Consider the following 25,746-nt stretch of genomic DNA (forward strand, 5'->3'; position numbering starts at 1 on the left):
AGAAGTCAGGCCTGCGCGCGGTCGGCGGCCGCGTCGGTGCCGATGCGGCTGAGCGCGAGCGCCGCGCGTTGCAGCGCGGGCAGCAGCGCCTTCGCCTTGGCTGCGTCGAGCCGCATCACCGGCGCCTGCACGGCAATGCACAGGTTGGAGGGCGCATCGTCGCCGGACGGCACCCGCGTGGCGATGCACAGCAGGCCGGGCAGGAACTCTTCATGGTCGATGGCGTAGCCGTCCTTGCGCACGCGCTGCACTTCTTTCTCGAGCGCGTCGGGGTCGGTCAGCGTGCGGGGCGTGTACACCTCGAGCGATGCGTTCGACAGCAGCCGGCGGCGCTGCGCCGGGCTCATCTGCGAGAGAAAGACCTTGCCGCTGGCCGAGCAGTGCACCGGCACGCGCGAACCCGGGTGCAGGTAGAAGCGCAGCGGCGCGGCGGTTTCCACGCGGTCGAGGTACACCACCTCGCTGCCCGACAGCGCCGTGAGGTTGCAGCTTTCGCCGATTTCTTCCACCAGTTGACGCAGCACCGTATGGCGCGCACCGTGCAGGCTGTCGTTGAAGAGCAGGTTTTCCGAAAGCCGCCGCAGCCGCGTGCCGATGCCGTAGTGGCGCCCGTCGCCTTCGCGCTGCAGCAGGCCCGCGCCTTCGAGCTGCTGCAGCATGCGGTGCAGCGTGGGCTTGGGCAGGCCGGTCTGCTCGACCAGGCCTTGCAGCGAATGGCGCTGGTCCTTGGCGGCCATGACTTCGAGCAGCGCGAACAGGCGCATGGTGGGCGAGTCGCCGTCCAGGCCCGCGGGTTCGGCGGTGTCGGTGGCTTCGGATGCTGCCGAAGGGAGCGCTTTGACGATCTTCATGGCGCGGATCATATGCGCTTTACAAAAAAAGAGACGTGGCGTATCGAATTTTGTAAATTGTTTGACGGGAGGCCAGCGGCGTCCTATATTCCGCCGAAACGAATTTCTGGAATTTTGGAACAAGGTGTTCCGACTTTCAACTTTCAACCAACCGCCCCATCCCATCAGGAGACGACTTCCATGAGCCAGAAGCAACCCGCCGCCCCCGTTCGAGCCTCGCGCGAAGCCGTCACCGGCGTGCAGAAGATGACCCCCTCCGAGGCCTTCGTCGAGACCATGGTCGCCAACGGCGTGACCGACATCTTCGGCATCATGGGCTCGGCCTTCATGGACGCGATGGACATCTTCGCGCCCGCCGGCATCCGCCTGGTGCCGGTGGTGCACGAGCAGGGTGGCGCGCACATGGCCGACGGCTATGCGCGCGTGTCGGGACGCCACGGCGTGGTGATCGGACAGAACGGCCCTGGCATCAGCAACTGCGTGACGGCCATTGCCGCGGCCTACTGGGCGCACAGCCCGGTGGTGATGATCACGCCCGAGACCGGCACCATGGGCATGGGCCTGGGCGGCTTCCAGGAGGCCAACCAGCTGCCGATGTTCCAGGAGTTCACCAAGTACCAGGGCCATGTGAACAACCCCAAGCGCATGGCCGAGTACACGGCGCGCTGCTTCGACCGCGCCATCTCCGAGATGGGCCCGACGCAGCTCAACATTCCGCGCGACTACTTCTACGGCGAGCTCACCACCGAGATCCCCAAGCCGATGCGTGTGGAGCGCGGCGCGGGCGGGGAGAACAGCCTGAACGCGGCCGTCGAACTGCTGGCCTCGGCCAGGTTCCCGGTGATTCTTTCGGGCGGGGGTGTCGTGATGGGCGACGCCGTGGAAGAGTGCAAGGCCCTGGCCGAGCGCCTCGGCGCGCCGGTGGCCAACGGCTACCTGCGCAACGACTCGTTCCCCGCGAGCCATCCCCTGTCGGCCGGCCCGCTGGGCTACCAGGGCTCCAAGGCCGCGATGAAGCTCATCGCGCAGGCCGACGTGGTGCTGGCGCTCGGCTCGCGCATGGGCCCCTTCGGCACGCTGCCGCAGCACGGCATGGACTACTGGCCGAAGGACGCCAAGATCATCCAGGTCGAGGCCGACCACACCAACCTCGGGCTGGTGAAGAAGATCACCGTGGGCATCCACGGCGACGCCAAGGCCACGGCCAAGGAACTGCTCAAGCGCCTGCAGGGCAAGACGCTGGCCTGCGATGCCACCAAGGCCGAGCGCGCCGACAAGATCAAGGCCGAGAAAGCCGCGTGGGAGAAAGAGCTCGACGAGTGGGCCCACGAGCGTGACCCCTACAGCCTGGACGCCATCGAGGAAGCCAAGGGCGAGAAGACGCCCACCGGCGGCACCTACCTGCACCCGCGCCAGGTGCTGCGCGAGCTCGAAAAAGCCATGCCGCCGCGCGTGATGGTGTCCACCGACATCGGCAACATCAACGCCATTGCCAACAGCTACCTGCGCTTCGAGGAGCCGCGCAGCTTCTTCGCGCCGATGAGCTTCGGCAACTGCGGCTACTCGCTGCCGACCATGATCGGCGCCAAGTGCGCCGCGCCCGACCGCCCGGCCGTGGCCTATGCCGGCGACGGCGCCTGGGGCATGAGCATGTCCGAAATCATGACCGCGGTGCGCCACGACATTCCGGTGACGGCCGTGGTCTTCCACAACCGCCAGTGGGGCGCGGAGAAGAAGAACCAGGTCGACTTCTACAACCGCCGCTTCGTGGCCGGCGAGCTCGAAAGCGAAAGCTTCGCGGGCATCGCCAAGGCCATGGGCGCAGAAGGCATCGTGGTCGACAGGCTCGAAGACGTGGGCCCGGCGCTGAAGAAGGCCATCGACATGCAGATGAACGAAGGCAAGACCTGCGTGATCGAGATCATGTGCACGCGCGAGCTGGGCGACCCGTTCCGCCGCGACGCGCTGTCCAAGCCGGTACGATTCCTCGACAAGTACAAGGACTACGTCTGAACGCATGACCGATTCGCTGCTGACGCTGAACGCGGGCTCCTCGTCCATCAAGGTCGCACTGTTCGGTGCGGCGCAACCGGGCGGCGACGGCGCGTTGCCGTCGGCACGCTGGTCGGGCCAGGCCGACGGCCTGGGCGCGGGCCTGAAGGCGCGGCTGCGCGTGCACGACGCGCAGGGGCAGCCGCTGCTCGACGAGGCGCTGGACGGCGCGCAGGCCTCGCACCAGGGCGCGCTCGCCGCCCTGCTCGAGTGGCATGCGCACGAGGCCGGCAGCGGGCGCATCGCGGCGGTGGGGCATCGCATCGTGCACGGCGGCACGGACTTCGTGGCGCCGGTGCGTATCGATGCCGCATTGCTCGACGAACTCGCCAGGTTGGAACCCCTCGCGCCGCTGCACCAGCCGCACAACCTCGCGGGCGTGCGCGCGGCGATGAAGGCGTTCGAGGGCGTGCCCCAGGTGGCGTGCTTCGACACCGCCTTTCATGCGGTGCAGCCCGAGGTCAACCGGCGCTTCGCGTTGCCGCGTGCCCTGCATGAGGCGGGCGTGCGGCGCTACGGTTTCCACGGGCTGTCGTACGAATCGATCGTTGCGCAGTTCACCGCCCTCGCGCCTGCGCTGGCGCAAAAGCGCGTGATCGTCGCGCACCTGGGCAACGGCGCATCGATGTGCGGCATGGTGCGGGGCCGCTCTGTCGCGACAACCATGACTTTTTCGCCGCTCGACGGGCTGACCATGGGCACGCGCTGCGGCCACATCGACGCGGCCGTGGTGCTGTACCTGCAGCGCTCGCGCGGCATGTCGGCCGACGAGGTCGAGACGCTGCTGTTCCGCGACTCGGGGCTGCTCGGCCTGTCGGGCGTGTCCAGCGACATGCGTGCGCTGCATGCCTCCGCGGAGCCTGCGGCGGCCGCGGCCATCGAGCATTTCGCAGAGCAGGTCGTGCAGCACATGGGCAGCCTTGCGGCCGCACTGCGTGGTGTCGATGCCATCGTGTTCACCGGGGGCATCGGAGAGAACGACGCGCCGCTGCGGGGGCGCATTCTTGAAGGCTGCGATTGGCTGGGCGTGAAGGTCGACGCGGCTGCCAGGGACGGCGCCGCTGCCCTTCTCACTACAGCAGGAAGCCCCGTCAGCGCATGGGTGCTGCGCACCGATGAAGAAGCGGTGATCGCCCGGCACACCGCGCGCGTGCTGCACGCGGGCTGATCACTCAACGCGCCGTGGCCGCGCGCGGCACGCTGGCGCCGCAGTGGCGAAGAAAGTCGGCCGTCGCCCTGCCCAGCAGCTTGTCGCGGTGCATCACCGTAGCGAGCTTGCGCACACCCGCGGGCAAGCGCGTGCGCAGCTCGACCAGGTGCCCGTCTTCCAGCGCCTGCGCCACCGTGTAGCGCGACAGGCAGGCCAGGGCCGTGCCCGAGGCCACCACCCGCTTGATGGCCTCGGTGCTGCCGAGCTCGAAGCCGACGATCACCTGTTCGAGGTTCTGGATCAGCCATGCGTCGGTCACCTGCCGGGTGCCCGAGCCGTGTTCTCGCAGCACCCACGTGGCTTGCGACAGCTGCCTGTGCGTGGCCACGCGGCCCGCCAGCGCATGGCCCGGCGCGGCCACGATCACCAGTTCGTCGCTGCGCCAGGCGCGCACCACCAGGTCGGGGTGCGTCTGCGGTCCCTCGATGAATCCGACGTCGACGTCGAAGCCCGCCACCGCCTCGATCACGTCGCGCGTGTTGGCGATGTGCAGGTGCACCTGGCTCTGCGGATGCAGCGCCGTCCACTGCGTCATGCGCTCGGGCAGCAGGTATTCGCCGATGGTGAAGCTCGCCGCCACGCGCAGCGGTGCCGCATGCTCGCCGCTGAACAGGGCCTGCACTTCGCCGGCCTGGTCGAGCAGCGCCTGGGCCTTGGGCAGCAGGGCGCGGCCGTTCTCGTTGAGCACCAGCCGCCGGCCGATGCGGTCGAACAGCAGCACGCCGACAGAGCCCTCCAGGTCGGCCAGCGCGCTGCTGGCGGCCGACTGGGAGCGCGCGATGCGGTCGGCCGCAGCGCGCGTGCTGCCGCCGCGCGCGGTGGCCACGAACACCTCGAGCTGGCGCAGGTTCAGGCGCAGTCTCTGCGCTGGAGATTGATCTGTTTTTCCGGTCATGGTGAAAGATATTCTGCGCTTTTCCGATTGATGACGGACCCCTAACATCGGCTTTGTCACGAATGAAAACAAAGGACCGTCCGTGTTCAAGTTCCTGTCTCGCGAGCCGGTGCACGATCCGCTGTCGGCACCCACGCCCACGGCCGAGACCACGGTCAAGACCACCACCTGCTACATGTGCGCGTGCCGCTGCGGCATCCGCGTTCACCTGCGCGACGGCGAGAAGGGGCCCGAGGTTCGCTACATCGACGGCAACCCGGATCATCCGCTGAACCAGGGCGTGATCTGCGCCAAGGGCTCGTCGGGCATCATGAAACAGGTGTCTCCCGCGCGCATCACGCAGCCGCTGCTGCGCAAGGCGGGCAGCGAGCGCGGGGCAGGCGAGTTCGAGCCGATCAGCTGGGAGCGCGCCTTCGACATGCTGACCGAGCGGCTCGGCAAGATCCGCGCGACCGATCCGAAGAAGTTCGCGCTGTTTACCGGCCGCGACCAGATGCAGGCGCTCACGGGCCTGTTCGCGCGGCAGTTCGGCACGCCCAACTACGCGGCGCACGGCGGCTTTTGCTCGGTGAACATGGCCGCGGGAATGATCTACACCATCGGCGGCAGCTTCTGGGAGTTCGGCGGACCCGACCTGGAGCGCGCCAAGCTGTTCGTGATGATCGGCACGGCCGAAGACCACCACAGCAATCCGATGAAGATCGCCTTAGCCAAGTTCAAGCGGGCGGGCGGACGCTTCATCTCCATCAACCCGATTCGCACCGGCTACTCGGCGATCGCGGACGAGTGGATTCCGATCAAGCCCGGCACCGACGGGGCGCTGTTCATGGCGCTGCTGCATGAGCTCATCGGCAACGAGCTGGTGGACCATGCGTTTCTCAAGCGTTTCACCAATGCGCCGCAGCTCGTGGTGCTCGACGATTGCGACCGGCAAGGCCTGTTCGCGTTCGACCCTGACCCTGAGCGCGGGCCACCGGGCGACGGCCGCAACCCGCACAACAAGCTGGTGTGGGACGCGGCAAGCGGCAGCGTGAAGAACGCCTACCCCGAAGGCATTGCCGACGGCTGCGACCCTGCGCTCGAAGGCCACTACACGCTGGCCGACGGCACGCGCGTGGCGCCGTCGTTCCAGTTGCTGCGCGAGCGCGTGGCCAGCTGCACGCCCGAGTGGGCGCAGGCCATCACCGGCATCGACGCGGCGCGCATCCGCCAGCTGGCGCGCGAGATGGGCGAGACGGCGCTCAAGCAGGCCTTCGAGCTGCCCATTCCATGGACCGACGCATGGGGCAAGAAGCACCCGAGCACGCAGGCACGCCCCGTGGCCTTCCACGCGATGCGGGGCCTGGCGGCGCACTCCAACGGCTTTCAGACGGTGCGCGCGCTCGCCGTGCTGATGAGCGTGCTCGGCACCATCGACGCGCCGGGCGGCTTCCGGCACAAGGCGCCGTATCCGCGCCACATCGTGCCGAACTACCGGGCCTTCAACGACCCCGGCATGATCCAGCCGAACACGCCGCTCAACGCCGCGCCGCTGGGTTTTCCGGCCAGCCCCGATGAGCTGGCCATCAACCCCGACGGCTCGCCCATCCGCATCGACCATGCGTTTTCGTGGGAGCACCCGCTGTCGGCGCACGGGCTCATGCACAACGTGATCACCAATGCGGTGAAGGGCGACCCCTACCGCATCGACACGCTGATGATCTTCATGGCCAACATGGCGTGGAACTCCAGCATGAACACCATGGGCGTGCGCGAGATGCTCAACCGCAAGGACGAGAAGGGCGAGCACATGATTCCCTTCCTGGTGGTGTGCGATGCCTTCCAGAGCGAGACCGTGGCCTTCGCCGACCTGGTGCTGCCCGACACCACGTACCTGGAGCGGCACGACGTGATGGGCATGCTCGACCGGCCGATCTCGGAGTTCGACGGGCCGGTCGATTCGGTGCGCGTGCCGGTGGTGCCGCCCACGGGGGAGTGCAAGCCCTTTCAGGAGGTGTTGATCGAGCTGGCCTCGCGGCTGAAGTTTCCGGCCTTCACCACGCCGGACGGCGGGCGCAAGTACACGGGCTATCCGGACTTCGTCGTCAACTTCGAGCCGCAGCCGGGCATCGGTTTTTTGATGGGCTGGCGCGGCAAGGACGGCACCGAGCACCTGCGCGGCGCGCCGAACCCCAGGCAGTGGGAGGCCTATGCGCAGAACAACTGCGTGTTCCAGTACCACATGCCCGAGACCATGCACTACATGCGCAACTGGAACCGGGAGTACCTGGACTTTGCAAAAGACAAAGGCTGGCGCCAGCGCAACGACCCGGTGCAGCTGGCGCTGTACTCGGACACGCTGCAGAGCTTCAGGCTCGCGGCGCAGGGCAAGAGCGCGGGGCGCCAGCCGCCCGATGCGTTGCGCGAGCGCATCGACACGTACTTCGATCCGCTGCCGTTCTGGTATCCGCCGCTGGAAGAAGCCGCGACCGATCTCGATGCCTTTCCGCTCAATGCGCTCACGCAAAGGCCGATGGCGATGTACCACTCGTGGGACTCGCAGAACGCGTGGCTGCGGCAGATTCACAGCCACAACTACCTGCATGTGAATCCGCTCACGGCCGAGGCTGCCGGCATTGCGGACGGCGGGTGGTGCTGGGTCGAGAGCCAGTGGGGCAAGGTGCGCTGCATGCTGCGCTACAGCGAGGCGGTGGAGCCCGGCACGGTGTGGACGTGGAACGCGATCGGCAAGGCCGACGGGGCCTGGCAACTGGCGCCGGGGTCGGACGAGGCGCGCAAGGGGTTTTTGTTGAACCATCTGATCAGCGAAGAGCTGCCGTGCGAAGGCACGGCGAGCGGACGCATCAGCAACTCGGACCCGATCACCGGGCAGGCGGGGTGGTACGACGTGCGGGTGCGCATACGGCCTGCCGAAGCGGGCGAGCCCGAGGAGACGTTTCCGCAGATGGCGAGCATGCCGAGTGTGCCGGGGGTGTTGGGGAAGGCGGCGAGCGTGTTGACGTACTTTGCGGGGAGGGGGAAGAAATGATGCAGTGGCTCAAGGACTTGATGGCCCCGGTATTGCTCCCTCCCCTTCCGGGGGAGGGTTGGGGTGGGGGCACGACGGCCTTCATCGAGCCGCGGCTTCCAGTTCCAACGCCGCTGCCCCCACCCCAGCCCTCCCCCGGAAGGGGAGGGAGCAATACCAACACCCAACGCGCCGAGCCCGGCGAAACCCTCGCCAAGCAACTTGCCCTCGTCATCGACCTCAACGTCTGCGTCGGTTGCCACGCCTGCGTCACCTCCTGCAAGCAATGGAACACCTCCGGCAGCGCCGGTCCGCTGGCCGACGAGCGGCCCTACGCCGCCGACCCCACCGGCACCTTCTTCAACCGCGTGCAGACCTACGAGGCCGGCGCCTTCCCCGCCACCGAGACCATCCACTTTCCCAAGAGCTGCCTGCACTGCGAAGACCCGCCGTGCGTGCCCGTGTGCCCCACGGGCGCGAGCTACAAGCGCAAGGAAGACGGCATCGTGATGGTCGACTACGACAAGTGCATCGGTTGCAAGTACTGCGCATGGGCGTGCCCCTACGGCGCGCGCGAGCTCGACGAAGAACGCCAGGTCATGACCAAGTGCACCCTGTGCGTGGACCGCATCTACGACGAGCAGTTGCCCAAGGAAGACCGCAAGCCCGCCTGCGTGAAGGCCTGCCCTACGGGCGCGCGCATCTTCGGCGACGTGAAGGACCCGGACTCCGATGTCTCCAAGGCCATCCGCGAGCGCGGCGGCTACCAGCTGATGCCGGAGTGGGAAACGAACCCGGCCAACCAGTACCTGCCGCGGCGCATCACGCGGCCGACGCGGGCACCGGAGTAGCCGCATGCATCCCGCGTTTTCGATCCTTTTCTTCACCACGCTGGCAGGTGCCGCGCAGGGGCTGGTGTTCACGCTCGCGCTGGCTGCGCTCTTCGGACTGGAACTGGCGCCAGGCTTCCTGGGCGTGGCACTGGGCGTTGCCGAGGCGTTGCTGGTGGCCGGCCTGGCCGCGTCGTTCATGCACCTGGGCCGCAAGGCACGCGCATGGCGTGCGGTGCTGATGTGGCGCACCTCGTGGATGTCGCGCGAGGTCATCGTGCTGCCGGCGTTCATCGCGCTGGTGGCGCTGTGGTGGCTGTCGCTGCACTTCGGTAGGGCTGCGCCGTGGTCGTGGCTGTTGCCGCTGGGGGTGCTGTGCGGCGCGGTGCTGCTCTGGTACTGCACCGCGATGATCTATGCGTGCCTGCGCTTCATCGAGGAATGGGCGCATCCGCTGACCGTCGTCAACTTCACGCTCATCGGCCTGTCGTCAGGGCTGGTGCTGGCCTGTGCGATGGCGGCGCTGGCCGGCGAAGCGCGCTTCGTGCAGGTGTTCGGGCCGTGGGCGCTTGCCGCCACGCTGGCCGCATGGGCCGCGCGCGGCAGCGCATTGAAACGCAACGCCGGTCTGCGCCACAAGTCCACGCTGCAGTCGGCCACCGGCATCCGCACGCACAAGCTGGTGCAGAAGTCGATGGGCATGTCGGCCGGGTCGTTCAACACGCGCGAGTTCTTTCATGGCGCGTCGCTGGCCGCGCTGCGGAACATGAAACTGGGGTTCCTGCTGCTGGCCTTCGCGCTGCCCGCGCTGTTGTCGGTGTGGGGCATTGCCAGCGCAGGCATGCTGCCGTGGCTGCTCGCCGTGGCGGTGCAGGCGCCGGGCCTGCTGGCCGAGCGCTGGTTCTTCTTCGCGCAGGCGAAGCACCCGCAGAACCTGTACTACCAGGTGGTGTCGTAGGCCTTGCGGCCTGGCCCGTTCGTCAGTTCTTCACCAGCCCGCCGTCGACGATCAGGTTCTGGCCGGCCAGTTTGCTACCCGCCGGCTGCGCCGTGAGGTTCGTCGTGCGCTTTTCTTGCACCAAGTCCTACGCCCGCCCCTGCTCACGAACAGTCAGATGGAGGCACCATGCAAGAAAGCCTTCTGGACCACACGCTCCTTCTTCTTCAGCAGCATGCTTATGCAAGGGTGCTGTGCGAGTTTCATCGCATCGAGGAGGCACGGTGTCGGGCCGTCGATGTGGCGGCCCATGGCAGGGTCCGGGCGCAGGTTCGACTGGCAGTCTGCGAGCGTCGTCTGGCGGCGTGCCGGGCCCAACTGACCGATCCCGACAAGGCGGCGGCTGTTCGGGTGGCGCGGGCGCTGTACCTGCGGTTTCTGCTGAGCAGCGCGGGTTCCCGGTTGCAGCCTTGGTGCGACGGCGAAGACTTGTCGCACATGCCGCGTTCGCACATGTTCGAATGGATTGCGCACGACTACGAGCAATTCGAACTCGCTGCGCTGGAAGACGCAATGACACCCGCTGAAACGGGCTTGTACGCACGTTCCCTCGAGGGCGTGGACGACTGAAGTCCGGGTGGTTCCTGGGCGGCGCTACCAGCGCTTCCACCAAGGGTTGCGCGCCTGGCGCAGTTCCAGGTGGCGGGTGTCCAGTTCGTGCCTCGGCGGCGGTGGCGCACCCGCCAGGCGCCTCACCTCGACCTCCAGCGCATGTGCGATGCCACGTGCGTTGTGATCGCCTCGCAAGGCGCGCTTGCGCCACTCCGCGGCGAGGGCCGCAAGGCCGTTCTGGTCCAGGTTTTGTGCTTCCACCATGGGCGAAGAGTCTTCCATGCGTACCGGCGCGTGCTTGTAGGCGCAACGGTCGAGCGGGCGTGCGAAGAAATTACATGGGGCTACATCTTGGCCAGCGGGCGAGTTCGCTACAATTGAGAACCATTCGTATTAATCCAGGGCGCAGTTCATTCCACTGCGCGGAGAACCCATGCCGGCCGCCGAGTTCGTGTTGCAGCGCGAGGTGCAATCGCTTTACAGCAATCACCACGGGTGGCTGCACGCCTGGCTGCGCAAGAAACTGGGCTGCTCGCACCACGCGGCCGACCTGGCGCACGACACCTTCGTGCGGGTGCTGAGCAAGACCGGGCCCGTGGCCGCGGCCGAACCGCGCGCCTACCTTGCGACCATCGCGCACGGGCTGGTGGTCGACTTCCACCGGCGCCGCGCGCTTGAACGCGCCTATCTCGAGACCTTGGCCGCGCTGCCGGAGCCGCAGACGCCGTCGCCCGAGGAGCGCGCCCTGGTGCTGGAGGCGCTCACCGCCATCGACGCGATGCTCGACGGCATGAAGCCGCCGGTCCGCCAGGCCTTCATCCTGTCGCAGCTCGACGGGCTGACCTACAAGGAGATCGCCGCGCAGCTCCACGTGACGGTGCGCACGGTCAACAACTACATGCTCAAGGCGCTGGAGCACTGCTACCTGCTGGCACCGTGAAGCCCGTGTTCGAACGCACCCCGGGCAGCGGCGGCATTGCGCTGCAGCCACCCGGCGAAGCCGATGTCCGCAGGCACGCAATCGCCTGGTACGCGCGCCTGTGCTCGGGCGAGGCGACACAGGCCGACCGCGAGGCGTGGCAACGCTGGTACCAGGCGCATCCCGACCATCAGCGCGCCTGGCAGCGGCTCGCCTCGATGCAGACGACGCTGCGGCGCGTGCCCGGGCACATCGCCGCGCCCACCTTGCGCACGGCCCAGCCCGAGCGGCGCCGCGTGCTGCGCGGCCTGGCGGTGCTGGCCTCCGGCGGCTCGCTCGCGTACCTCTCGTGGCAGGTGGCGGACACGGGCGATGGGCAAGGCGGCTGGCGCGCGTGGCTGGCGGACTACCGCACGGGCACCGGCGAACAACGTGCCGTGCGGCTCGCCGACGGATCGCGGCTGATGCTGAACACCCGCACCTCGGCGGACGTCGCCATGGACGCATCGCATCGGCTCGTGACGCTGCGCGACGGCGAGATCCTTGTCGAGACGGCCAAGCCGCAAGCGCCCGCCGCCAGGGACGCGCGGCCGTTCATGGTGGCAACGCCGCAGGGCCGCATCCTTGCGCTGGGCACGCGCTTCACCGTGCGCACCCAGGGCGAGCGCACGGCCGTCACGGTGCTGGAAGACGCGGTGGAGATTCGCGCCGCGCAACGGCCCGGGCAGGTGGTGACGCTGCGCGCGGGCCAGCAGCTGAGCTTCGGCACCGACGGCATCGGCGAGCCGGGCCCGGCCGATGCCGGCGCGGCCGACTGGGCGCAGGGCAGCCTGGTCGTGAACGACTGGCGGCTCGACGAGGTGGTGGCCGAACTCTCGCGCTACCGGCGCGGGCGGCTGGTGTGCGACGCGGCGGTGGCGGGCATTCGCGTGTCGGGCGCGTTTCCGCTGGACGACACCGACAAGGCGCTGGCCGTGCTTGCGCGGGCGTTTCCGGTGCGGGTGAGCGGCATGACGCGCTACTGGGTGTCGCTGGTGCCGGCCTGAGCGCGGGGCTGCTTTTGCCGCGTCTCACAAATATCTTCGCCGTTTCTTTCATCTTTTTCGGTTTCGTTCGGCCTACCAATAAGAACCATGGCGAGTGCCATGGACAGCCCTCCATGCCGAAGGAAGCCCGAATGCCCGTGCACCCGTACCCGTACCTGTATCCCAACCCCGTTCGCAAGGCGCTGTGCCTGCTGGCAGCCGCCCTTGCGCTGCCGCTGGCGGCCGCTGCCGCCGAGCCCGCTGCCGGTGCCCCTGCCCAAAGCGCCGCAGCCAAGGCCTACCGCATCGATGCCGGACCGCTGGCGTCGGTGCTGGGGCGCTTCGCCGCGGCCTCGGGCGTGGCGCTGTCGTTCGACCCCGGGAGCACGAGGGACCTGAAGTCCGGCGGCCTGCAAGGCAGCTACACGGTGCGCGCGGGTTTCGCAGCGCTGCTGTCGGGCACGGGCCTGGAGGTCGTGGAGGGTGGCGCGGGCGAGTTCACGCTGCGCAAGGCCGCACCGCCCGCGGCTGCCGCGGCGGACGCCGAAGACGCCGACGGCACGCTGCCCGCGGTGCGCGTGGTGGCCCGCGCGGCGCCCGCGCCGTCGGACGCCGACGACCGCTACCAGCCCACGCCCGACGCATCGACCCTGCGCACGACCGCGCCGGTGCTGGAAATTCCGCAGGTGGTGAACGTGGTGCCCGCGCAGGTCATTCGCGACCAGCGCCCGCGCAACATCGACGATGCCCTGGCCAACGTCAGCGGCATCAACCAGGGCAACACCCTGGCCGGCACACAAGACACGATCATGAAGCGCGGCTTCGGCGGCAACCGCGACGGCTCGATCATGCACAACGGCATGCCGCTGGTGCAGGGACGCGGCATGAACGCGGCGGCCGAGAGCGTCGAGGTGCTCAAGGGCCCGTCGTCGCTGCTGTACGGCCTGATGGACCCGGGCGGCGTGGTCAACGTGGTCAGCAAGAAGCCGCAGTTGCGCCAGCACACGTCGCTGTCGCTGCTGGGCTCGGGCTACGCGGGCGGGCGCAACGGCAGCGGTGCCACGCTGGACACCACCGGCCCCATCGGCGAAAGCGGCCTGGCCTACCGGCTGGTTGCCGACCATGTCGACGAGGACTACTGGCGCAACTTCGGCAAGCACCGCGAGACGCTGGTGGCGCCGTCGCTCGCCTGGTACGGCGACGACACGCAGGCCGTGTTCTGGTACGAGTACCGCAAGTACGTGACGCCCTTCGACCGCGGCACCGCGCTCGACCCGCGCACCCAGCGCCCGCTCGCGCTGCCCAAGACGCAGCGGCTGGACGAGCCCTCCAACGAAATGACCGGCCAGACGCACCTGGCGCAGCTGTCGGTCGACCACCAGTTCGGCGGCGGCTGGGCCGGGCATGTGAACCTCAGCTACAACCGCGAGACCTACGACGCCAACCAGCTGCGCGTGAACGGCATCAACACCACGCGCGGCACGCTCACGCGCAGCAACGACGCCACGCACGGCGCGCTGAGCACCGACAGCTACGCCACGGCGTACGTCGACGGCACGCTCGAGGCGGCCGGCATGCGCCACGACCTGCAGTTCGGCTGGGACGCGGAGTACCGCAAGATCTACCGCGCCGACCTGCTGCGCCAGGCGACCACGCGCACCTTCAGCTACATCTTCCCGGTGTACGGGCTGGAGGTTCCGTCCAGCACGGTGTCCGCGAGCGACAGCGACCAGACCGACCGCCTGCACAACCAGTCGCTGTTTCTGCAGGACTCGATTCATCTGAGCGACCGCTGGATCGCCGTGGCCGCGCTACGCTACCAGGCCTGGAGCCAGCTGGCAGGGCGCGGGCGTCCGTTCAAGGTGAACACCGACACCGACGGCTCCAAGGTGCTGCCGCGCGTAGGGCTGATCTACAAGTGGAGCGACGCGGTGTCGCTGTACGGCAGCTACACCCAGTCGCTGAAGCCGGCCTCGACCATTGCGCCGCTGTCCAGCGGCTATGTGCTCGATGCATCGGTGAAGCCTGAAGAGGCCAAGTCGTGGGAGGTGGGCGCCAAGCTCGACCTGCCGGGCGGCATGACGGGCACGGTGGCGCTGTTCGACATCCACAAGAAGAACGTGCTGGTCTCGCAGTTCAACGACGTGACCAAGCTGACCGACTGGCGCACCTCGGGCGCTGCCCGTTCGCGCGGCCTGGAGGTGGACGTGGCCGGCCAGCTGAGCAAGAACTGGAGCGCGATTGCAAGCTACGCCTACATCGATGCCAAGACCACGGAAGACCCGTTGTATGCCGGCAACCGGCTGTGGAACGTGGCGCGGCAGACGGCGTCGGTGTCGGTGGTGTACGACTTCGGCCAGGTGTTCGGCGGCGAAGGCCGGCTGCGCCTGGGGGGCGGTGCGCACCATGTGGGCAAGCGCGCGGGCGATTCGGCCAACAGCTTCGAGTTGCCGGGGTACACCACTGTCGATGCCTTCGCCACCTACGACACGCGCCTGTACGGCAAGAAGGTGAAGTTCCAGTTGAACGTGAAGAACCTGTTCGACAAGACCTACTACCCGTCGGCTGCGAACACCTATTTCATCTCCATGGGCGATGCGCGGCAGGTTTCGGTTCTGACCACGTTCGAGTTCTGAGGATGAAGGCCGTGTTTCATCCCGAAAAAATCAACCGGCGCCTCGCCGTCTTCCTGCTGGCGTGCGGCCTTGGCGCCGGCGTCCATGCCGCGCAGCCGGCGGGCCAGGAACGCAAGTTCGTCGTGATGCTGGTGCAGCGCGACGGACCGAACCTGCCGATCGACGAGAAGGTCAGGCAACACCTCGAGAGCCGCGGTTTTGCCGTGGCATTGCAAGACCAGTCGGCCGCGCCTACCGTGGCGGCCGGCGCGGACCTGGTCGTCATCTCGTCCAGCGTCGCGGCCAAGGACGTGAACCCTGCCTGGCGCCAACTGCCCGTGCCGCTGCTCACCTGGGAAAACGACCTGCTCGACGACCTCGCCATGACCGGCAAGCGCCACGACACCGACTTCGGCGAGGCCGCGAAAGAACGCTACGTGTGGCTCGTCAATGCGCCGCATCCGATGGCGGCGGGTTTGCCGGCCGGTGTGACCAACGTCTACGTCAAGCAGGCCGGCATGAGCTGGGGCAAGCCCGGGCTGGGCGCCACCACCATCGCCACGCTCTACGGCCAGCCCGACAAGGCGGCGATCTTCGGTTACGAGAAAGGCGCCACCATGGACTACGAGTCGCTCGCGCCGGCGCGCCGGGTGATGTTCTTCCTCGGCAACGACACCTTCACCAACCTCTCGCCCGCGGGCCGGCTGCTGTTCGACGCGGCGCTCGACTGGGCCGCCGGCATCCGCTGAAACATCAGATGAAATTTCCCTCGCTGCGCCAGCTCTGGTTCCAGCTGCACTGGTTCGTCGGCATCACCGCCGGCACCGTGCTCGTCGTCATCGGCCTGAGCGGCGCGGTGCTGTCGTTTCGCGAGGAAATCATCGATGCCCTCAACCCGCACGGGCGCCATGTGCCGGCGCAGGCCGTGCAGCCGCTCGCGCCGCCGCAACTGCTGGCGGCCGTGCGGCAGGCGTGGCCCGAGCGCCAGGTCGGCACGCTCGCGCTGTTCGCCAAGCCTGGTGCTGCGGCACGGGTGATCTTCGCGCCGCCGAAGGGCGAGCGGCGCGGCAACACCGTTTACCTCGACCCCTACACGGCCACCGCGCTGCCGACCCTGGCTGGCGCGGAGTTCTTCGAATGGGTCGAGGCGCTGCACCGCTGGCTGCTGTTGCCGCGAGAACCCGGGCGCGTGGCCACGGGCGTGCTGGCCGCCGGGCTGCTGCTGCTGTCGCTGTCCGGCCTGTACCTGCGCTGGCCGCGCCGCGTGCGCGACTGGCGTGCGTGGCTCACTTTCGACCCCGCGCTCAAGGGGCGCTCGTTCCTGTGGGGCCTGCATTCGGTGATGGGCACCTGCGCGCTGCTGATGTACCTGGTGTTCACCACCAGCGGGCTGTACTGGGCCTTCGACGGCCTGCGCGATCGCGTCGATGCATGGGCGGGATACCCGCGCGTGGCCGCGCAGCAGGCGCGCACGTCGGCGCCGCGCGTGCGCAACATGGCGCGCGACGATGCCGCCGCGGTGGACATCGCACCGGCATGGGCCACCTTCGAGCGACACGCCAAGGAGACCGGCGGCTGGAGCGAAGTCATCCTGCGCCTGCCTGCTGGCGCCGCGCCGTCGGTGCTGTTCACCTGGCTCGACATGGCGCCTGCGCACGAACGCGCGCGCAACCGCATGACGGTGAAGCTGCCCGGCGGCGACGTCGCGCAGGACGAACGGCATGCCGCCAAGTCGGCCGGCGGACGCTTCCTGGCGGCCATCTATCCGCTGCACATGGGCACCTATTTCGGCCTGCCGGGACGCATCGCGATGATGCTGGCGGCCTTGATGCTGCCGGTGTTCTCGGTGACCGGATGGCTGCTGTACCTGGACCGGCGGCGCAAGAAGCGCGTGGTGCGCGCCGCAAGGGCTGCGCTGTCTGCAACGGTGCGACCCGCCGATGCTGCCGCGTCCGCACCGGAGCGCGTGCTCGTCGCCTTCGCGAGCCAGTCGGGCACGGCCGAAGGCATTGCGATGCGCAGCGCCGCCGCCCTGGAAGCGGCCGGTCTGCCCGTGACCGTGGCATCGATGGCGCAACTCGACCCCGCGCAGCTGCGCGATCACCAGCGCCTGCTGATCGTCGCCAGCAGCTTCGGCGAGGGCGGCCCGCCCGACGCCGCACGGCGCTTTGCACACCGGCTTGCGCAGGTCGGCGGCGAGGCGCTGTCGCACCTGCGCTATGGCCTGCTCGCGCTGGGCGACCGGCACTACGATCGCTTCTGCGGCTTCGGCCACACGCTCGACCACGCGCTGGTCTCGGCCGGCGCGCAGTCGCTGTTCCCTATGGTCGAGGTGGACAACGGCGATGCCGGGGCGCTGGCCCTGTGGCGGCGGCAGCTGGGCGCGTTGCAGGGTGTGTCGACGGGCGCCGGCCGGCCGCTGGACGACGCGGTCGATGCCGTCGAGCCCTTCGCGGTGTGGACGCTGGCCGCGCGCCGCCTGCTCAACCCGGGCAGCCTGGGCCACCCGCTCTACGAGATCGAACTCGCTGCCGGGCAGGGCGGCTTGCCGAACTGGCAACCCGGCGCGCTGGTCGAACTGCGGTCGAGCCCCGCGGTCGCACCACGGCGCTACTCGGTGGCGTCGGTGCAGACCGAGGGGCACCTGCGGCTGCTGGTCCGCCAGGTGCGCCGTGCGTCGGGGTTGGGCCTTGTCTCGGGCTGGCTCACCGCGCAGGCGGCGCCGGGTGCGCAGGTGGAACTCCGGCTCGTGGCCAATCCCGGTTTCGAACTGGTGGCGGACGAGCGCCCGTGCATCTTCATCGGCAACGGCTCGGGCTATGCGGGCCTGCGGGGGCATCTGCGTGCGCGCGTGGAGCAAGGGCATCGCCGCAACTGGCTGCTGTTCGGCGAGCGGCAGCGCGCGCACGACGCCTTCTTCGCGCAGGAGGTGGCGCAATGGCAGGCGCAAGGCCGCATCGAGCGCGTGGACCTCGCGTTCTCGCGCGACCAGCCCGAGCGCATCTACGTGCAGGACCTGCTGCACCGCGCCTCTGCCGAATTGCGCCGCTGGATCGACGAAGGCGCGGTGGTCTTCGTGTGCGGCAGCCTGAACGGCATGGCCGGCGGGGTCGATGCCGTGCTCGAGGACATGCTGGGGCGCGCCGCCCTCGACGACCTCGTCGCGCAGGGCCGCTACCGCCGGGACGTCTACTAGGTACTGGACCGGCCCACTCGGACGGGCCAGGTTGGTTAGCATCGGCAGCCCATTCCGCCGCAGCCGCCAGGCGCCTCTTCGATGACCCCACCGCGGCCCTTTCTCGACATTCGCAACCTGAGCACGCGGGGCCGGCCGCCGGTCGACCTGCAGGCGCAGCGGGGCGAGTGCATCTGCATCATGGGCCAGTCCGGTTCGGGCAAGAGCGTGCTGTTGCGGCTGGTGGCCGACCTCGATCCCGGCGAAGGCACCGTGCTGCTCGACGGGGTGGACCGCAACGCCGGCTCCGGCCCCGCATGGCGCCGGCGGGTGGTCTACCAGGCGGCGGAACCCGCGTGGTGGGGTGCGACGGTCGCCGAACATTTTCCCGACGGCATGCGCGAATCGCTTGCCGGCTGGCTCGGCGAGGTCGGGCTGCCGGGCGACATCCTCGCTGCCGACATCACGCGCCTGTCCACCGGCGAACGCCAGCGGCTGGCGCTGCTGCGGTCGCTCGCCCGCGAGCCCCTGGTGCTGCTGCTGGACGAACCCACAGCCTCACTCGACCCCGCCACGACGCTGGCGGTCGAGGCCTTGCTGTCGCGCCGGCTCGCGCAGGGCCTGGCGATCCTGATGGTCACGCATTCGGTAGAGCAGGCACAGCGCATCGGGCACCACCGTTTCGACATGGCCGACGGCCGGTTGCGTGGCGCATGAACACGATCCATCTCCACGCCACCGACCTGATGCTCGCCACCTTGCTGGTGCTGCTGAATGCGGGCGCGTCGCTGCTGCTTCACCTGCGGCTGCATCGGCAGGTGCTGTGGGCCGCCGCGCGCATGGTGGTGCAACTGCTGCTGGTGGGCCTGGTGCTGCGCTTCGTGTTTGCCGCGGCCTCTCCGGCCGCGACGCTCACGCTCGTGGTGCTGATGATCCTGGCGGCCGCACGCGAGGTGGCGGTGCGGCCGGCGCAGCGGCTGCAGGGCGGTCGCAACTTCGCCATCGGCGCGGCGGCGGTGGGCGTGTCCAGCGTGGCGACCGTGGTGCTGGCGCTGATGACGGCGATACAGCCGCACCCTTGGTACGACCCGCGCTACGCCGTTCCGCTGATGGGCATCGTGCTGGGCAGCGTGCTCAATTCCGCCAGCCTCGGGCTCGACAGCTTCTTCGAAGGCGTGACCACGGGGCGTGCGCGCATCGAGGCGCAACTGGCGCTGGGCGCGACCATTCACGAGGCGCTGGCGGAGCTGATTCGCGCGTCGATCCGTCGCGGAATGATCCCGATCGTCAACCAGATGTCGGCCGCCGGCATCATCACGTTGCCCGGAATCATGACGGGCCAGCTGCTGGCCGGCATGGACCCGATCGAGGCCGCCAAGTACCAGATCCTGTTGCTGTTCCTGTTGACCGGCGCTGGCGGTCTGGCCGCCGCGGGCGCTGTCTACATGGCCGCGCGGTCGATGACCGACGAGCGCCAGCGGCTGCGCTCGGACCGGCTGCACTGAGCGCGAGCCAGAGGCCGCACGAGGCCGCAAGATGCGCGATGGCCGCCCCGGAACGCCTCGTTGGAGGGCGAAGATTTGGCTAATTTAGCCATTTTTGCCATAATGGCGTCAAAGGAGCATCCCATGGCCGCCGTCCTGCCCAGCCTCAACGAACTGCCGCGTCAAAACGCCTCCCACGTCAAGAACCGCTGGGGCGACGTGGTGCGCCAGGTGCAGGAGTCCGGCAGCGTGGCCGTCACCAACCATTCGACGGTCGAAATGGTGCTGCTGACCGCGGCCACCTACAACCAGCTGGTGGAAGACGCCCAGGCGCTCAAGGCGCGCGAGCAGTCGGTGCTCGACGAACTCGGCCGACGCTTCGACGCACGGCTCGGCGTGCTGCAGCAGCCGGGCGCGGCGCAGCAGGTGGGCAGCTTGTTCGCGGCCAAGGGCAAGCTGGGGCGCCGCCCCAAGGCGGGTGACACCTTCTGATGGCGGCGGCCGAGCGCCCTTTCATCCTGGTGCTGGCCGGTGTCAATGGCGCTGGCAAGAGTTCGGTGGGCGGGGCCTTGCTCGCCGAGCACGGGCTGAGCTGGTTCAACCCCGACACCTGTGCCCGCGAGCTCATGGCGCAGCTCGGCTTGACGCCCGAAGACGCGAACGCCCGCGCATGGAACCTCGGCCGTGAGCGGCTGGAAGCAGCGATCGCGCAGGGCACCAGCCATGCGTTCGAGACCACCTTGGGCGCGAACACGATTCCCGCATTGCTCGCCGGTGCGGCGGCAACCCATGACGTGGTCATGATCTTCTGCGGGCTTTCCTCGCCGGAGCAGCACATCGCCCGCGTGCGCGCGAGGGTGGCGCATGGGGGCCACGACATTCCGGAGCCCAAGATCCGCGAACGCTGGGTGGCGTCGCGCGCCAACCTGATTCTGTTGATACCGACGCTGGCACGGCTGCAGGTGTTCGACAACAGTGCCGAAGCGCCGCCCGGCGGCGAGATCGACGACCCGGTATTGGTGCTAGAGATGAGCGGGGGGAACATCGACTTTCCGCAGCCCGATGACGCTGCGGCGCTGGCGGCGACACCGGGATGGGCACGCCCCATCGTTCAGGCCGCCATCGAGTTGCAGCGCTGAAGGGCCCGCAATTCAGATGCGCTGCGTTCGAAGCCTTGGCGCGCCGCCGTTGGCCATCTGGCGCAGCCACTCCAACTGGCTTTTCTCTTGCGCGTCGCGCAGGCTCTTCGCGGCGCGGGCCGCGGCATAGCTGGCAAACAGGGCCTCGATCGCCCGGTGCCAAGCCTGCATGGCCGGCCCGGGTTCCGAGGGCTGCGCCGGTGTCAGCGACGGCTCGGCAGGCGCATCCGGCACCGCGAAGCCGTTCTTGCGCAGGATGATGGCTTTCTGGATGGATGTAAGCATGAAGAAGGCATTGCGATCTTCGTGCCAGCTTTGCCCAGCGCCGGCATTCAACGGCATCAGCTGCAGGAAAGCTTCATGGCCTCGATGCGGCCGCCGAAGCCCAGCTTGCGCACCAAGCCGCCTTCGCGGCTGTTCGGCGCGAAGCTCACCGTGCGGTCCTTGAACATGGCGTGCTCGTATACCTCGAGGGTGGCGCGCGGGCCGACGCTCACGCTGTCGATGTCGCGCTTGAGCTGGCGTGCGGTGCCCTTGTCCATGCTCTGCACCTGCGCGGGGCCGACCAGCGTGACGAAGTCGCCCTGGAAATCGCGTTCCGAGTAGAACTGCGCCCAGCAGCCCGAGGCCAGGGCCGGGTCCTGGATGCGCACGGGCACCAGCAGGATGGTCGGATCGGGCTGGTTGTCGATCCCCGACGCGGTGCTCGCCGTGGGTGCATTGCTGGCGCATGCACCGAGTGCGAGTGCACCGGCGATCAGCAGGGTGCGGGAAACGAGGGAGCGGGAGGCAGAAAATTTCATGGGTCTGTGCCAGGGGCAAGCTTGCGGTTTCGAAGCCTGACACCCTACCGACCCACGGCGCGGCGAGCGTAGGAGGCAGCCCCAAAGGGCCGTGGCCGCGGCCCGCAACACGGTGTGCGCGGCACCGTCAGATCACATCCGCCGGGCCGACCACCACGCGGGCGTATTTGCCCATGGCTTCCGGGTCGATGCCCAGCCATCGGGCCACCTGCTCGAGCGGCGTGCCGCGGCGCAGCTGGCGCAGCGCAAAGGTGTGCCGCAACCGGAACGACCCGCCGTCGGCCGCTTCCACGCCCGCTTCTTCGAGCACGGCCTTGGCCGCCTTGTAGTGCGCCTCCTTGCTCCAGGGCTTGCCGCTGAGCGTCGAAGGGAGCAGGTTGTCGCCGAGGATGCGCGCCTCGGAGCGGACTTCGAGCCAGTGCTGCAGCAACTCGCCGGCCCATGGCGCGATGGGTGTCTCGCGCGGCGGCAGGTTGCCGTTGCCCGGCACAGCCACTTTCCAGGGTCGCCCGTGCACGCGCCCGCCGGCGGACACCGGCGCAGACAGCGTCAGTGCGCGCACGTCCCCCGGAGCGAGCCCGCCACCGAGTTGCAATGCCACCGCGGTGCGGTTGCGAAGCTGCTGCCAGCTGAAGGCGCGGTGGGCGTCACGCCGCGGTCCTGAAAGACCGGGCCGCGGGCGCGCTTCGGAAAGAAAGGTGATCAGCCGCCGCGCCTCGGGCACCGAGAGAAAGTCGGGCAAGGGGTCGGACTGCGCCGCTTCGGCGTAGCGGATGTCCGGATGCACCGCGAGCCAGTCGAACGCCGCGGTGTTGGGCGGCGCGCCGGTTTCAGCGGCGTGGTGGCGCAGCACCCGGTCGATGAGCCGCAGCAGGCGCAGCGCGTGTCGCGGCGAGAGCGACTGGTCGGCCGCCTTCATGCCGAAGCGCGCGGCCTGGAACGCCTCGAGATCGCGCATGTCCAGCGTGTCGAGGTCGACGACCGGCGACTGGCCCAGGCACCACGCGACAAAACTGCCCCACATGTCGCGATAGACCGCGATCGATCCCGACTGCCGCAGCGAACCCGCCGCGCGCTGGTCTGCCAGCCAGCGGTCGAAGGCCAGGCGATGGGTTTCGTCGGAGTGGGGGGCGAAGAGGGGAAGGGTGTCCATAAATACACTAACGGCCTGCGTTTTGGCTTTGGATAGCTGGGTTTCGTGCAACTCAGGATACAGAACGTTTCCCGTTAGTGTATTTAAGAAGCCCTGGCTCTGCCACGCCTTCAGCTGTCGTCGACGGTTCGGCCCGTTTCGAAAGACAGCGGCTTGGGCCCCTCGGCTCAGACCGGGCCCAACGGCAGCGCCACGCTGAAGCGGACGAACCCGTCGTGCCCCGCACTGTCCAGGTGCGCATGGCCCCCATGCATCCGCGCGATCCGATGCACCAGATACAACCCAAGTCCGGCGCCAGGCGCCTGCGCAGCCTGACGCCCGCGAAAGTACTTTTCGAACACGCGCGCCACTTCATCGGACGGAATCGCTTCGCCGGGGTTGTTCACGCCGATGCGCAACACGTCGAGCGGGGCCCGCACGATGTCCAGTTCGATCGCGCGACCGGCCGGCGTGTGCCGGTCCGCATTGGCCAGCAGGTTGCGCAGCGCCACGCGCAGCAGCCCCAGGTCGCACACCAGGTGGAGCGGGAGTTCGCGGGCCTGCAATGCGATGCGCCCGTCCGGCCAGTCGGCCGCCAGGTCCTCGAACAGTTCCATCAGTTCTTCCCGCTCGCAGGGGCGCGGCTGGAAGTGCGCATGGCCGGCTTCCATGCGGTCGGCGGTCAGGTACTCGTCCACGAGCGCGGCCATGCGTTGCACGGCCGCGCGCAGGTTCATGCAGCGTGCCAGGGTCTTCTCGCGCGCCGCATCGAGATTCCTGGCGATCTGCTGCGCCGTGGTGCTGATGATCGCCAGCGGCGTGCGGAACTCGTGCGAGACCATCGCCACGAAATCCAGTTGCGTCTGCTTCGCGCGGCGCTCGGTCTCCAGCGCGGCGCGCAGGTCAATCTCGAGCCGCTCGCGCTGCTCGATCTCCTTGCGAAGATCGGCCGTGCGCCGTCGCACCTCTTCTTCGAGCAGGTCGTTCTGCCTGCCGACGACCTGCACCACGCGCGCTTGCGCGGCCTCTTTGTCGCGGCGCAACTGGTCGTAGCGCCGGCTCAGCCGCATGCTCATCAGCAGCATGTGGAGCAGGGTGCCCAGGGCCGCGGCGTTCTGGGTCCAGGCATTGGCGGGCAGCCAGCCCATGTTGCGCACGAAGCTCACCAGCACACCCGTGTAGTAGATGCCGAAGATCAGCAGGAACGCGCGCGCCTGGCCCTCGTCACGCGGCAGCAGCCACAGCGCCGCGCCGATCAGGCACACGATGCTCAGCATCGCCGCCGACTGCATCGCGAACATGGCCGGCCCGTTGTACCCGGCCAGCACCAAGGCGGCGGCCACGGCGCACAGCAGGGTCACCGCATGCAGCACGGCGCGGGTCGGGTGCGGCCACCGCCCGTCCACGTTCAACTGCATGACGGCAAAACGGATGCCGATCGCCAGGGCGCTGCACATGGACAGGCTCAGCACCGTGTCGGACAGCCATACCGGCATCACGAGCAGTTGCTGCGCGAGTCCCGAGGTCAGCAGTTCGACCAGCAGCGCGTTGGACACGTACAGCAGGTACCACGCGCTCAGCCGTTCGCGGCTCATTTGCCAGAACAGCGAATGAAAGGCGATCAGCAGCAGGCCGAACCCGAAGCCGAGTCCATAGCAGAGGTACTCGCGCCGCGCCGCGCTGCCATAGGTCTCGGGCGTCGCGAAGCCGATGGTGGTCGACATCGCGTTCTTGGTCTGCAGGCGCAGCAGCAGCGGCGTCGGCGACGGGTTGTCGAGCAGCAACGGCAACTGCACGTTGCGCGCATCCACCGGCCAGTGCCCGCGTCCGGTGTCTTCGCCCGCGTGCTGCGCCTGCCGCCATTGCCCGGCTGCGTCCTGGCGGTACAGCCGCACATCGTCGAGCAGCGCATTGCCGAACTGGACCAGCCACCGGTCGGGCGCGTCGGCGGGCCGCTGCACATCGAGGCGGATCCACAGGGTGTCGGTGGTGTAGCCCGCGTTCACGGCGCCGGACAGCGCTTGCCAGCCCGTGGCGACCGCCGCTGCGTCGGCGCCGAGCCGGCCTGCGGCGTCGCGCAGCACCGACAGATGGCCATGGCTGTCGACGCTCGCGCGCGGGTCCAGCAGCAGCGGCGAGGCGTGGGCCGCGTTCGGCGAGACGATGCCCGACACGGCCATGAAGCCACACACGCACAGACACAAGACAAGCCATTTCATCGGCGCGGATTATCCCCGGCGTCCCCCTAGAATCCGCGGCTTTCCCCCGCTTCGCGGCGTGCACGCGCCAACCTTGTCCCGCGCTCAGAAATGCTCAGGTCCATCTTCCTCGCTGCCCCTAACCTGTTCGCATGCGTGATGTGATCCTGCTGGAAGACGAGGCCGTGCTTCGCGAAGAGTTGAGCGAGTTTCTCGTCGGCAACGGTTACCGCGTCGATGCGGAGGGCTCGCTCGAAGGCTTCAGGCGCCGCTACGACCCGCGGCGCCACGGCATCGCACTGGTGGACCTGGGCCTGCCCGACGGCGACGGCCTGGTGCTCATCCGCGAACTGCGCGAACGCGGCGAGCGCCTGGGCATCGTCGTGCTGACCGCGCGGGGCGGGTCCCGCGACCGCGTCGAGGGACTGGACATCGGCGCCGACTACTACCTGCCCAAGACCGCCGACCTCGACGAACTCGCGGCCACCCTGACGGCGCTGTCGCGCCGGCTGGGGGACGAAAGCGCCACGATGCCGGCCGACGACGCATGGGTGCTCGAACTGGGGGCGCGCCGACTGTCGGCGCCGGGCTTTGCACCCATCGCACTGTCGCAACAGGACCTCACGGTGCTGCACGAGCTGATGCGCGGTGCCGGCGACATCGCCAGCCGCCAACAGATCGTGACGGCGCTCGGCGAACACTTCCTGAGCTACGACCAGCGTCGCCTGGACACCCAGATCCGCCGGCTCCGGCGCAAGGTCAGCGAGGCCACCGGACTGACCCTGCCGCTGAACACCGCGCGCAATGCCGGCTACTGCTTCCACGCCAGGGCACTGATCCGGCCCTGATGCAGCGCGCGGGT

The 25,746-nt window shown here is 68.7% G+C and carries 23 protein-coding genes; 16 read left to right on the plus strand and 7 right to left on the minus strand.

Features of this window, described 5'->3' with window-relative positions; genetic code table 11:
• Positions 1–5 precede the first annotated feature (5 nt).
• On the minus strand, positions 6–863 hold the full coding sequence (locus ACSFA5_RS01390; RefSeq protein WP_435442211.1) for an IclR family transcriptional regulator: 858 nt from the start codon (positions 861–863) through the stop codon (positions 6–8).
• A 168-nt stretch (positions 864–1,031) separates the two neighbouring features.
• On the opposite strand from ACSFA5_RS01390, the gene xsc reads away from it, so the two are divergent.
• The gene (gene xsc / locus ACSFA5_RS01395) at positions 1,032–2,864 is read left to right on the plus strand and encodes a sulfoacetaldehyde acetyltransferase (RefSeq protein ID WP_435442212.1); all 1,833 of its coding nucleotides are present in this window, start codon (positions 1,032–1,034) and stop codon (positions 2,862–2,864) included.
• Between the two features lie 4 nt (positions 2,865–2,868).
• Positions 2,869–4,071 (plus strand): acetate/propionate family kinase, encoded by a 1,203-nt coding sequence (locus tag ACSFA5_RS01400; protein ID WP_435442213.1) that lies wholly within the window; start codon positions 2,869–2,871, stop codon positions 4,069–4,071.
• A 4-nt stretch (positions 4,072–4,075) separates the two neighbouring features.
• Here ACSFA5_RS01400 and ACSFA5_RS01405 read toward each other — a convergent pair whose 3' ends face one another.
• On the minus strand, positions 4,076–5,008 hold the full coding sequence (locus ACSFA5_RS01405) for a LysR family transcriptional regulator (RefSeq protein WP_435442214.1): 933 nt from the start codon (positions 5,006–5,008) through the stop codon (positions 4,076–4,078).
• Between the two features lie 82 nt (positions 5,009–5,090).
• Here ACSFA5_RS01405 and ACSFA5_RS01410 point away from each other — a divergent pair, with 82 nt between their 5' ends.
• From ACSFA5_RS01410 to ACSFA5_RS01425, 4 genes are all read left to right on the plus strand, one after another.
• Positions 5,091–8,036, plus strand: coding sequence for a molybdopterin oxidoreductase family protein (locus tag ACSFA5_RS01410; RefSeq protein WP_435442215.1), 2,946 nt, complete (start codon positions 5,091–5,093; stop codon positions 8,034–8,036).
• On the plus strand, positions 8,033–8,866 hold the full coding sequence (locus ACSFA5_RS01415; protein ID WP_435442216.1) for a 4Fe-4S dicluster domain-containing protein: 834 nt from the start codon (positions 8,033–8,035) through the stop codon (positions 8,864–8,866). The genes ACSFA5_RS01410 and ACSFA5_RS01415 overlap by 4 nt, the downstream gene beginning before the upstream one ends.
• A 4-nt stretch (positions 8,867–8,870) precedes the next feature.
• Entirely contained in the window at positions 8,871–9,803 is a 933-nt protein-coding gene (locus tag ACSFA5_RS01420; protein WP_435442217.1) for a dimethyl sulfoxide reductase anchor subunit family protein, read from the plus strand.
• Between the two features lie 168 nt (positions 9,804–9,971).
• Complete coding sequence (locus ACSFA5_RS01425; protein WP_435442218.1) at positions 9,972–10,412, plus strand: hypothetical protein; 441 nt, start codon at positions 9,972–9,974, stop codon at positions 10,410–10,412.
• Between the two features lie 24 nt (positions 10,413–10,436).
• Here the strand turns inward: ACSFA5_RS01425 and ACSFA5_RS01430 are convergent, their stop codons facing one another.
• Positions 10,437–10,676, minus strand: coding sequence for a hypothetical protein (locus tag ACSFA5_RS01430; RefSeq protein ID WP_435442219.1), 240 nt, complete (start codon positions 10,674–10,676; stop codon positions 10,437–10,439).
• Positions 10,677–10,827: 151 nt separating this feature from the next.
• Here ACSFA5_RS01430 and ACSFA5_RS01435 point away from each other — a divergent pair, with 151 nt between their 5' ends.
• From ACSFA5_RS01435 to ACSFA5_RS01475, 9 genes are all read left to right on the plus strand, one after another.
• Positions 10,828–11,334, plus strand: a complete 507-nt coding sequence (locus ACSFA5_RS01435) for a sigma-70 family RNA polymerase sigma factor (protein ID WP_435442220.1) — start codon at positions 10,828–10,830, stop codon at positions 11,332–11,334.
• Positions 11,331–12,359, plus strand: a complete 1,029-nt coding sequence (locus ACSFA5_RS01440) for a FecR domain-containing protein (protein WP_435442221.1) — start codon at positions 11,331–11,333, stop codon at positions 12,357–12,359. The genes ACSFA5_RS01435 and ACSFA5_RS01440 overlap by 4 nt, the downstream gene beginning before the upstream one ends.
• A gap of 131 nt (positions 12,360–12,490) precedes the next feature.
• Entirely contained in the window at positions 12,491–14,974 is a 2,484-nt protein-coding gene (locus tag ACSFA5_RS01445; protein WP_435442222.1) for a TonB-dependent siderophore receptor, read from the plus strand.
• A 2-nt stretch (positions 14,975–14,976) separates the two neighbouring features.
• The gene (locus tag ACSFA5_RS01450; protein ID WP_435442223.1) at positions 14,977–15,702 is read left to right on the plus strand and encodes a type 2 periplasmic-binding domain-containing protein; all 726 of its coding nucleotides are present in this window, start codon (positions 14,977–14,979) and stop codon (positions 15,700–15,702) included.
• An 8-nt stretch (positions 15,703–15,710) separates the two neighbouring features.
• Positions 15,711–18,149: a PepSY domain-containing protein gene (locus ACSFA5_RS01455; RefSeq protein ID WP_435442224.1), complete on the plus strand. Its 2,439-nt coding sequence runs from the start codon at positions 15,711–15,713 to the stop codon at positions 18,147–18,149.
• A gap of 81 nt (positions 18,150–18,230) precedes the next feature.
• Positions 18,231–18,845, plus strand: a complete 615-nt coding sequence (locus tag ACSFA5_RS01460) for an ABC transporter ATP-binding protein (protein ID WP_435442225.1) — start codon at positions 18,231–18,233, stop codon at positions 18,843–18,845.
• On the plus strand, positions 18,842–19,633 hold the full coding sequence (locus tag ACSFA5_RS01465; RefSeq protein WP_435442226.1) for an ABC transporter permease: 792 nt from the start codon (positions 18,842–18,844) through the stop codon (positions 19,631–19,633). The genes ACSFA5_RS01460 and ACSFA5_RS01465 overlap by 4 nt, the downstream gene beginning before the upstream one ends.
• 123 nt (positions 19,634–19,756) lie before the next feature.
• The gene (locus ACSFA5_RS01470) at positions 19,757–20,104 is read left to right on the plus strand and encodes a type II toxin-antitoxin system prevent-host-death family antitoxin (RefSeq protein ID WP_435442227.1); all 348 of its coding nucleotides are present in this window, start codon (positions 19,757–19,759) and stop codon (positions 20,102–20,104) included.
• Positions 20,104–20,751: an ATPase gene (locus ACSFA5_RS01475; RefSeq protein WP_435442228.1), complete on the plus strand. Its 648-nt coding sequence runs from the start codon at positions 20,104–20,106 to the stop codon at positions 20,749–20,751. Before ACSFA5_RS01470 ends, ACSFA5_RS01475 begins: the two co-directional genes overlap by 1 nt.
• A 12-nt stretch (positions 20,752–20,763) precedes the next feature.
• Here the strand turns inward: ACSFA5_RS01475 and ACSFA5_RS01480 are convergent, their stop codons facing one another.
• The 4 genes from ACSFA5_RS01480 to ACSFA5_RS01495 all read right to left on the minus strand — a co-directional run bounded on the left by ACSFA5_RS01480 (position 20,764) and on the right by ACSFA5_RS01495 (position 24,905).
• A complete protein-coding gene (locus tag ACSFA5_RS01480) occupies positions 20,764–21,093 on the minus strand; it encodes a hypothetical protein (protein WP_435442229.1) in 330 nt (109 codons plus the stop codon).
• Positions 21,093–21,554, minus strand: a complete 462-nt coding sequence (locus tag ACSFA5_RS01485) for a hypothetical protein (protein WP_435442230.1) — start codon at positions 21,552–21,554, stop codon at positions 21,093–21,095. The genes ACSFA5_RS01480 and ACSFA5_RS01485 overlap by 1 nt, the downstream gene beginning before the upstream one ends.
• A gap of 127 nt (positions 21,555–21,681) precedes the next feature.
• The gene (locus ACSFA5_RS01490; RefSeq protein ID WP_435442231.1) at positions 21,682–22,707 is read right to left on the minus strand and encodes a tyrosine-type recombinase/integrase; all 1,026 of its coding nucleotides are present in this window, start codon (positions 22,705–22,707) and stop codon (positions 21,682–21,684) included.
• Positions 22,708–22,874: 167 nt separating this feature from the next.
• Positions 22,875–24,905 (minus strand): sensor histidine kinase, encoded by a 2,031-nt coding sequence (locus ACSFA5_RS01495; protein WP_435442232.1) that lies wholly within the window; start codon positions 24,903–24,905, stop codon positions 22,875–22,877.
• Positions 24,906–25,036: 131 nt separating this feature from the next.
• Between ACSFA5_RS01495 and ACSFA5_RS01500 the strand changes: the two genes are divergently transcribed.
• Positions 25,037–25,732 (plus strand): response regulator transcription factor, encoded by a 696-nt coding sequence (locus tag ACSFA5_RS01500; protein ID WP_435442233.1) that lies wholly within the window; start codon positions 25,037–25,039, stop codon positions 25,730–25,732.
• Positions 25,733–25,746: the final 14 nt, after the last annotated feature.

The sequence above is a fragment of the Variovorax monticola genome, from assembly GCF_051216855.1.
In the GTDB taxonomy this organism is placed as follows: Bacteria; Pseudomonadota; Gammaproteobacteria; order Burkholderiales; family Burkholderiaceae_C; genus Variovorax.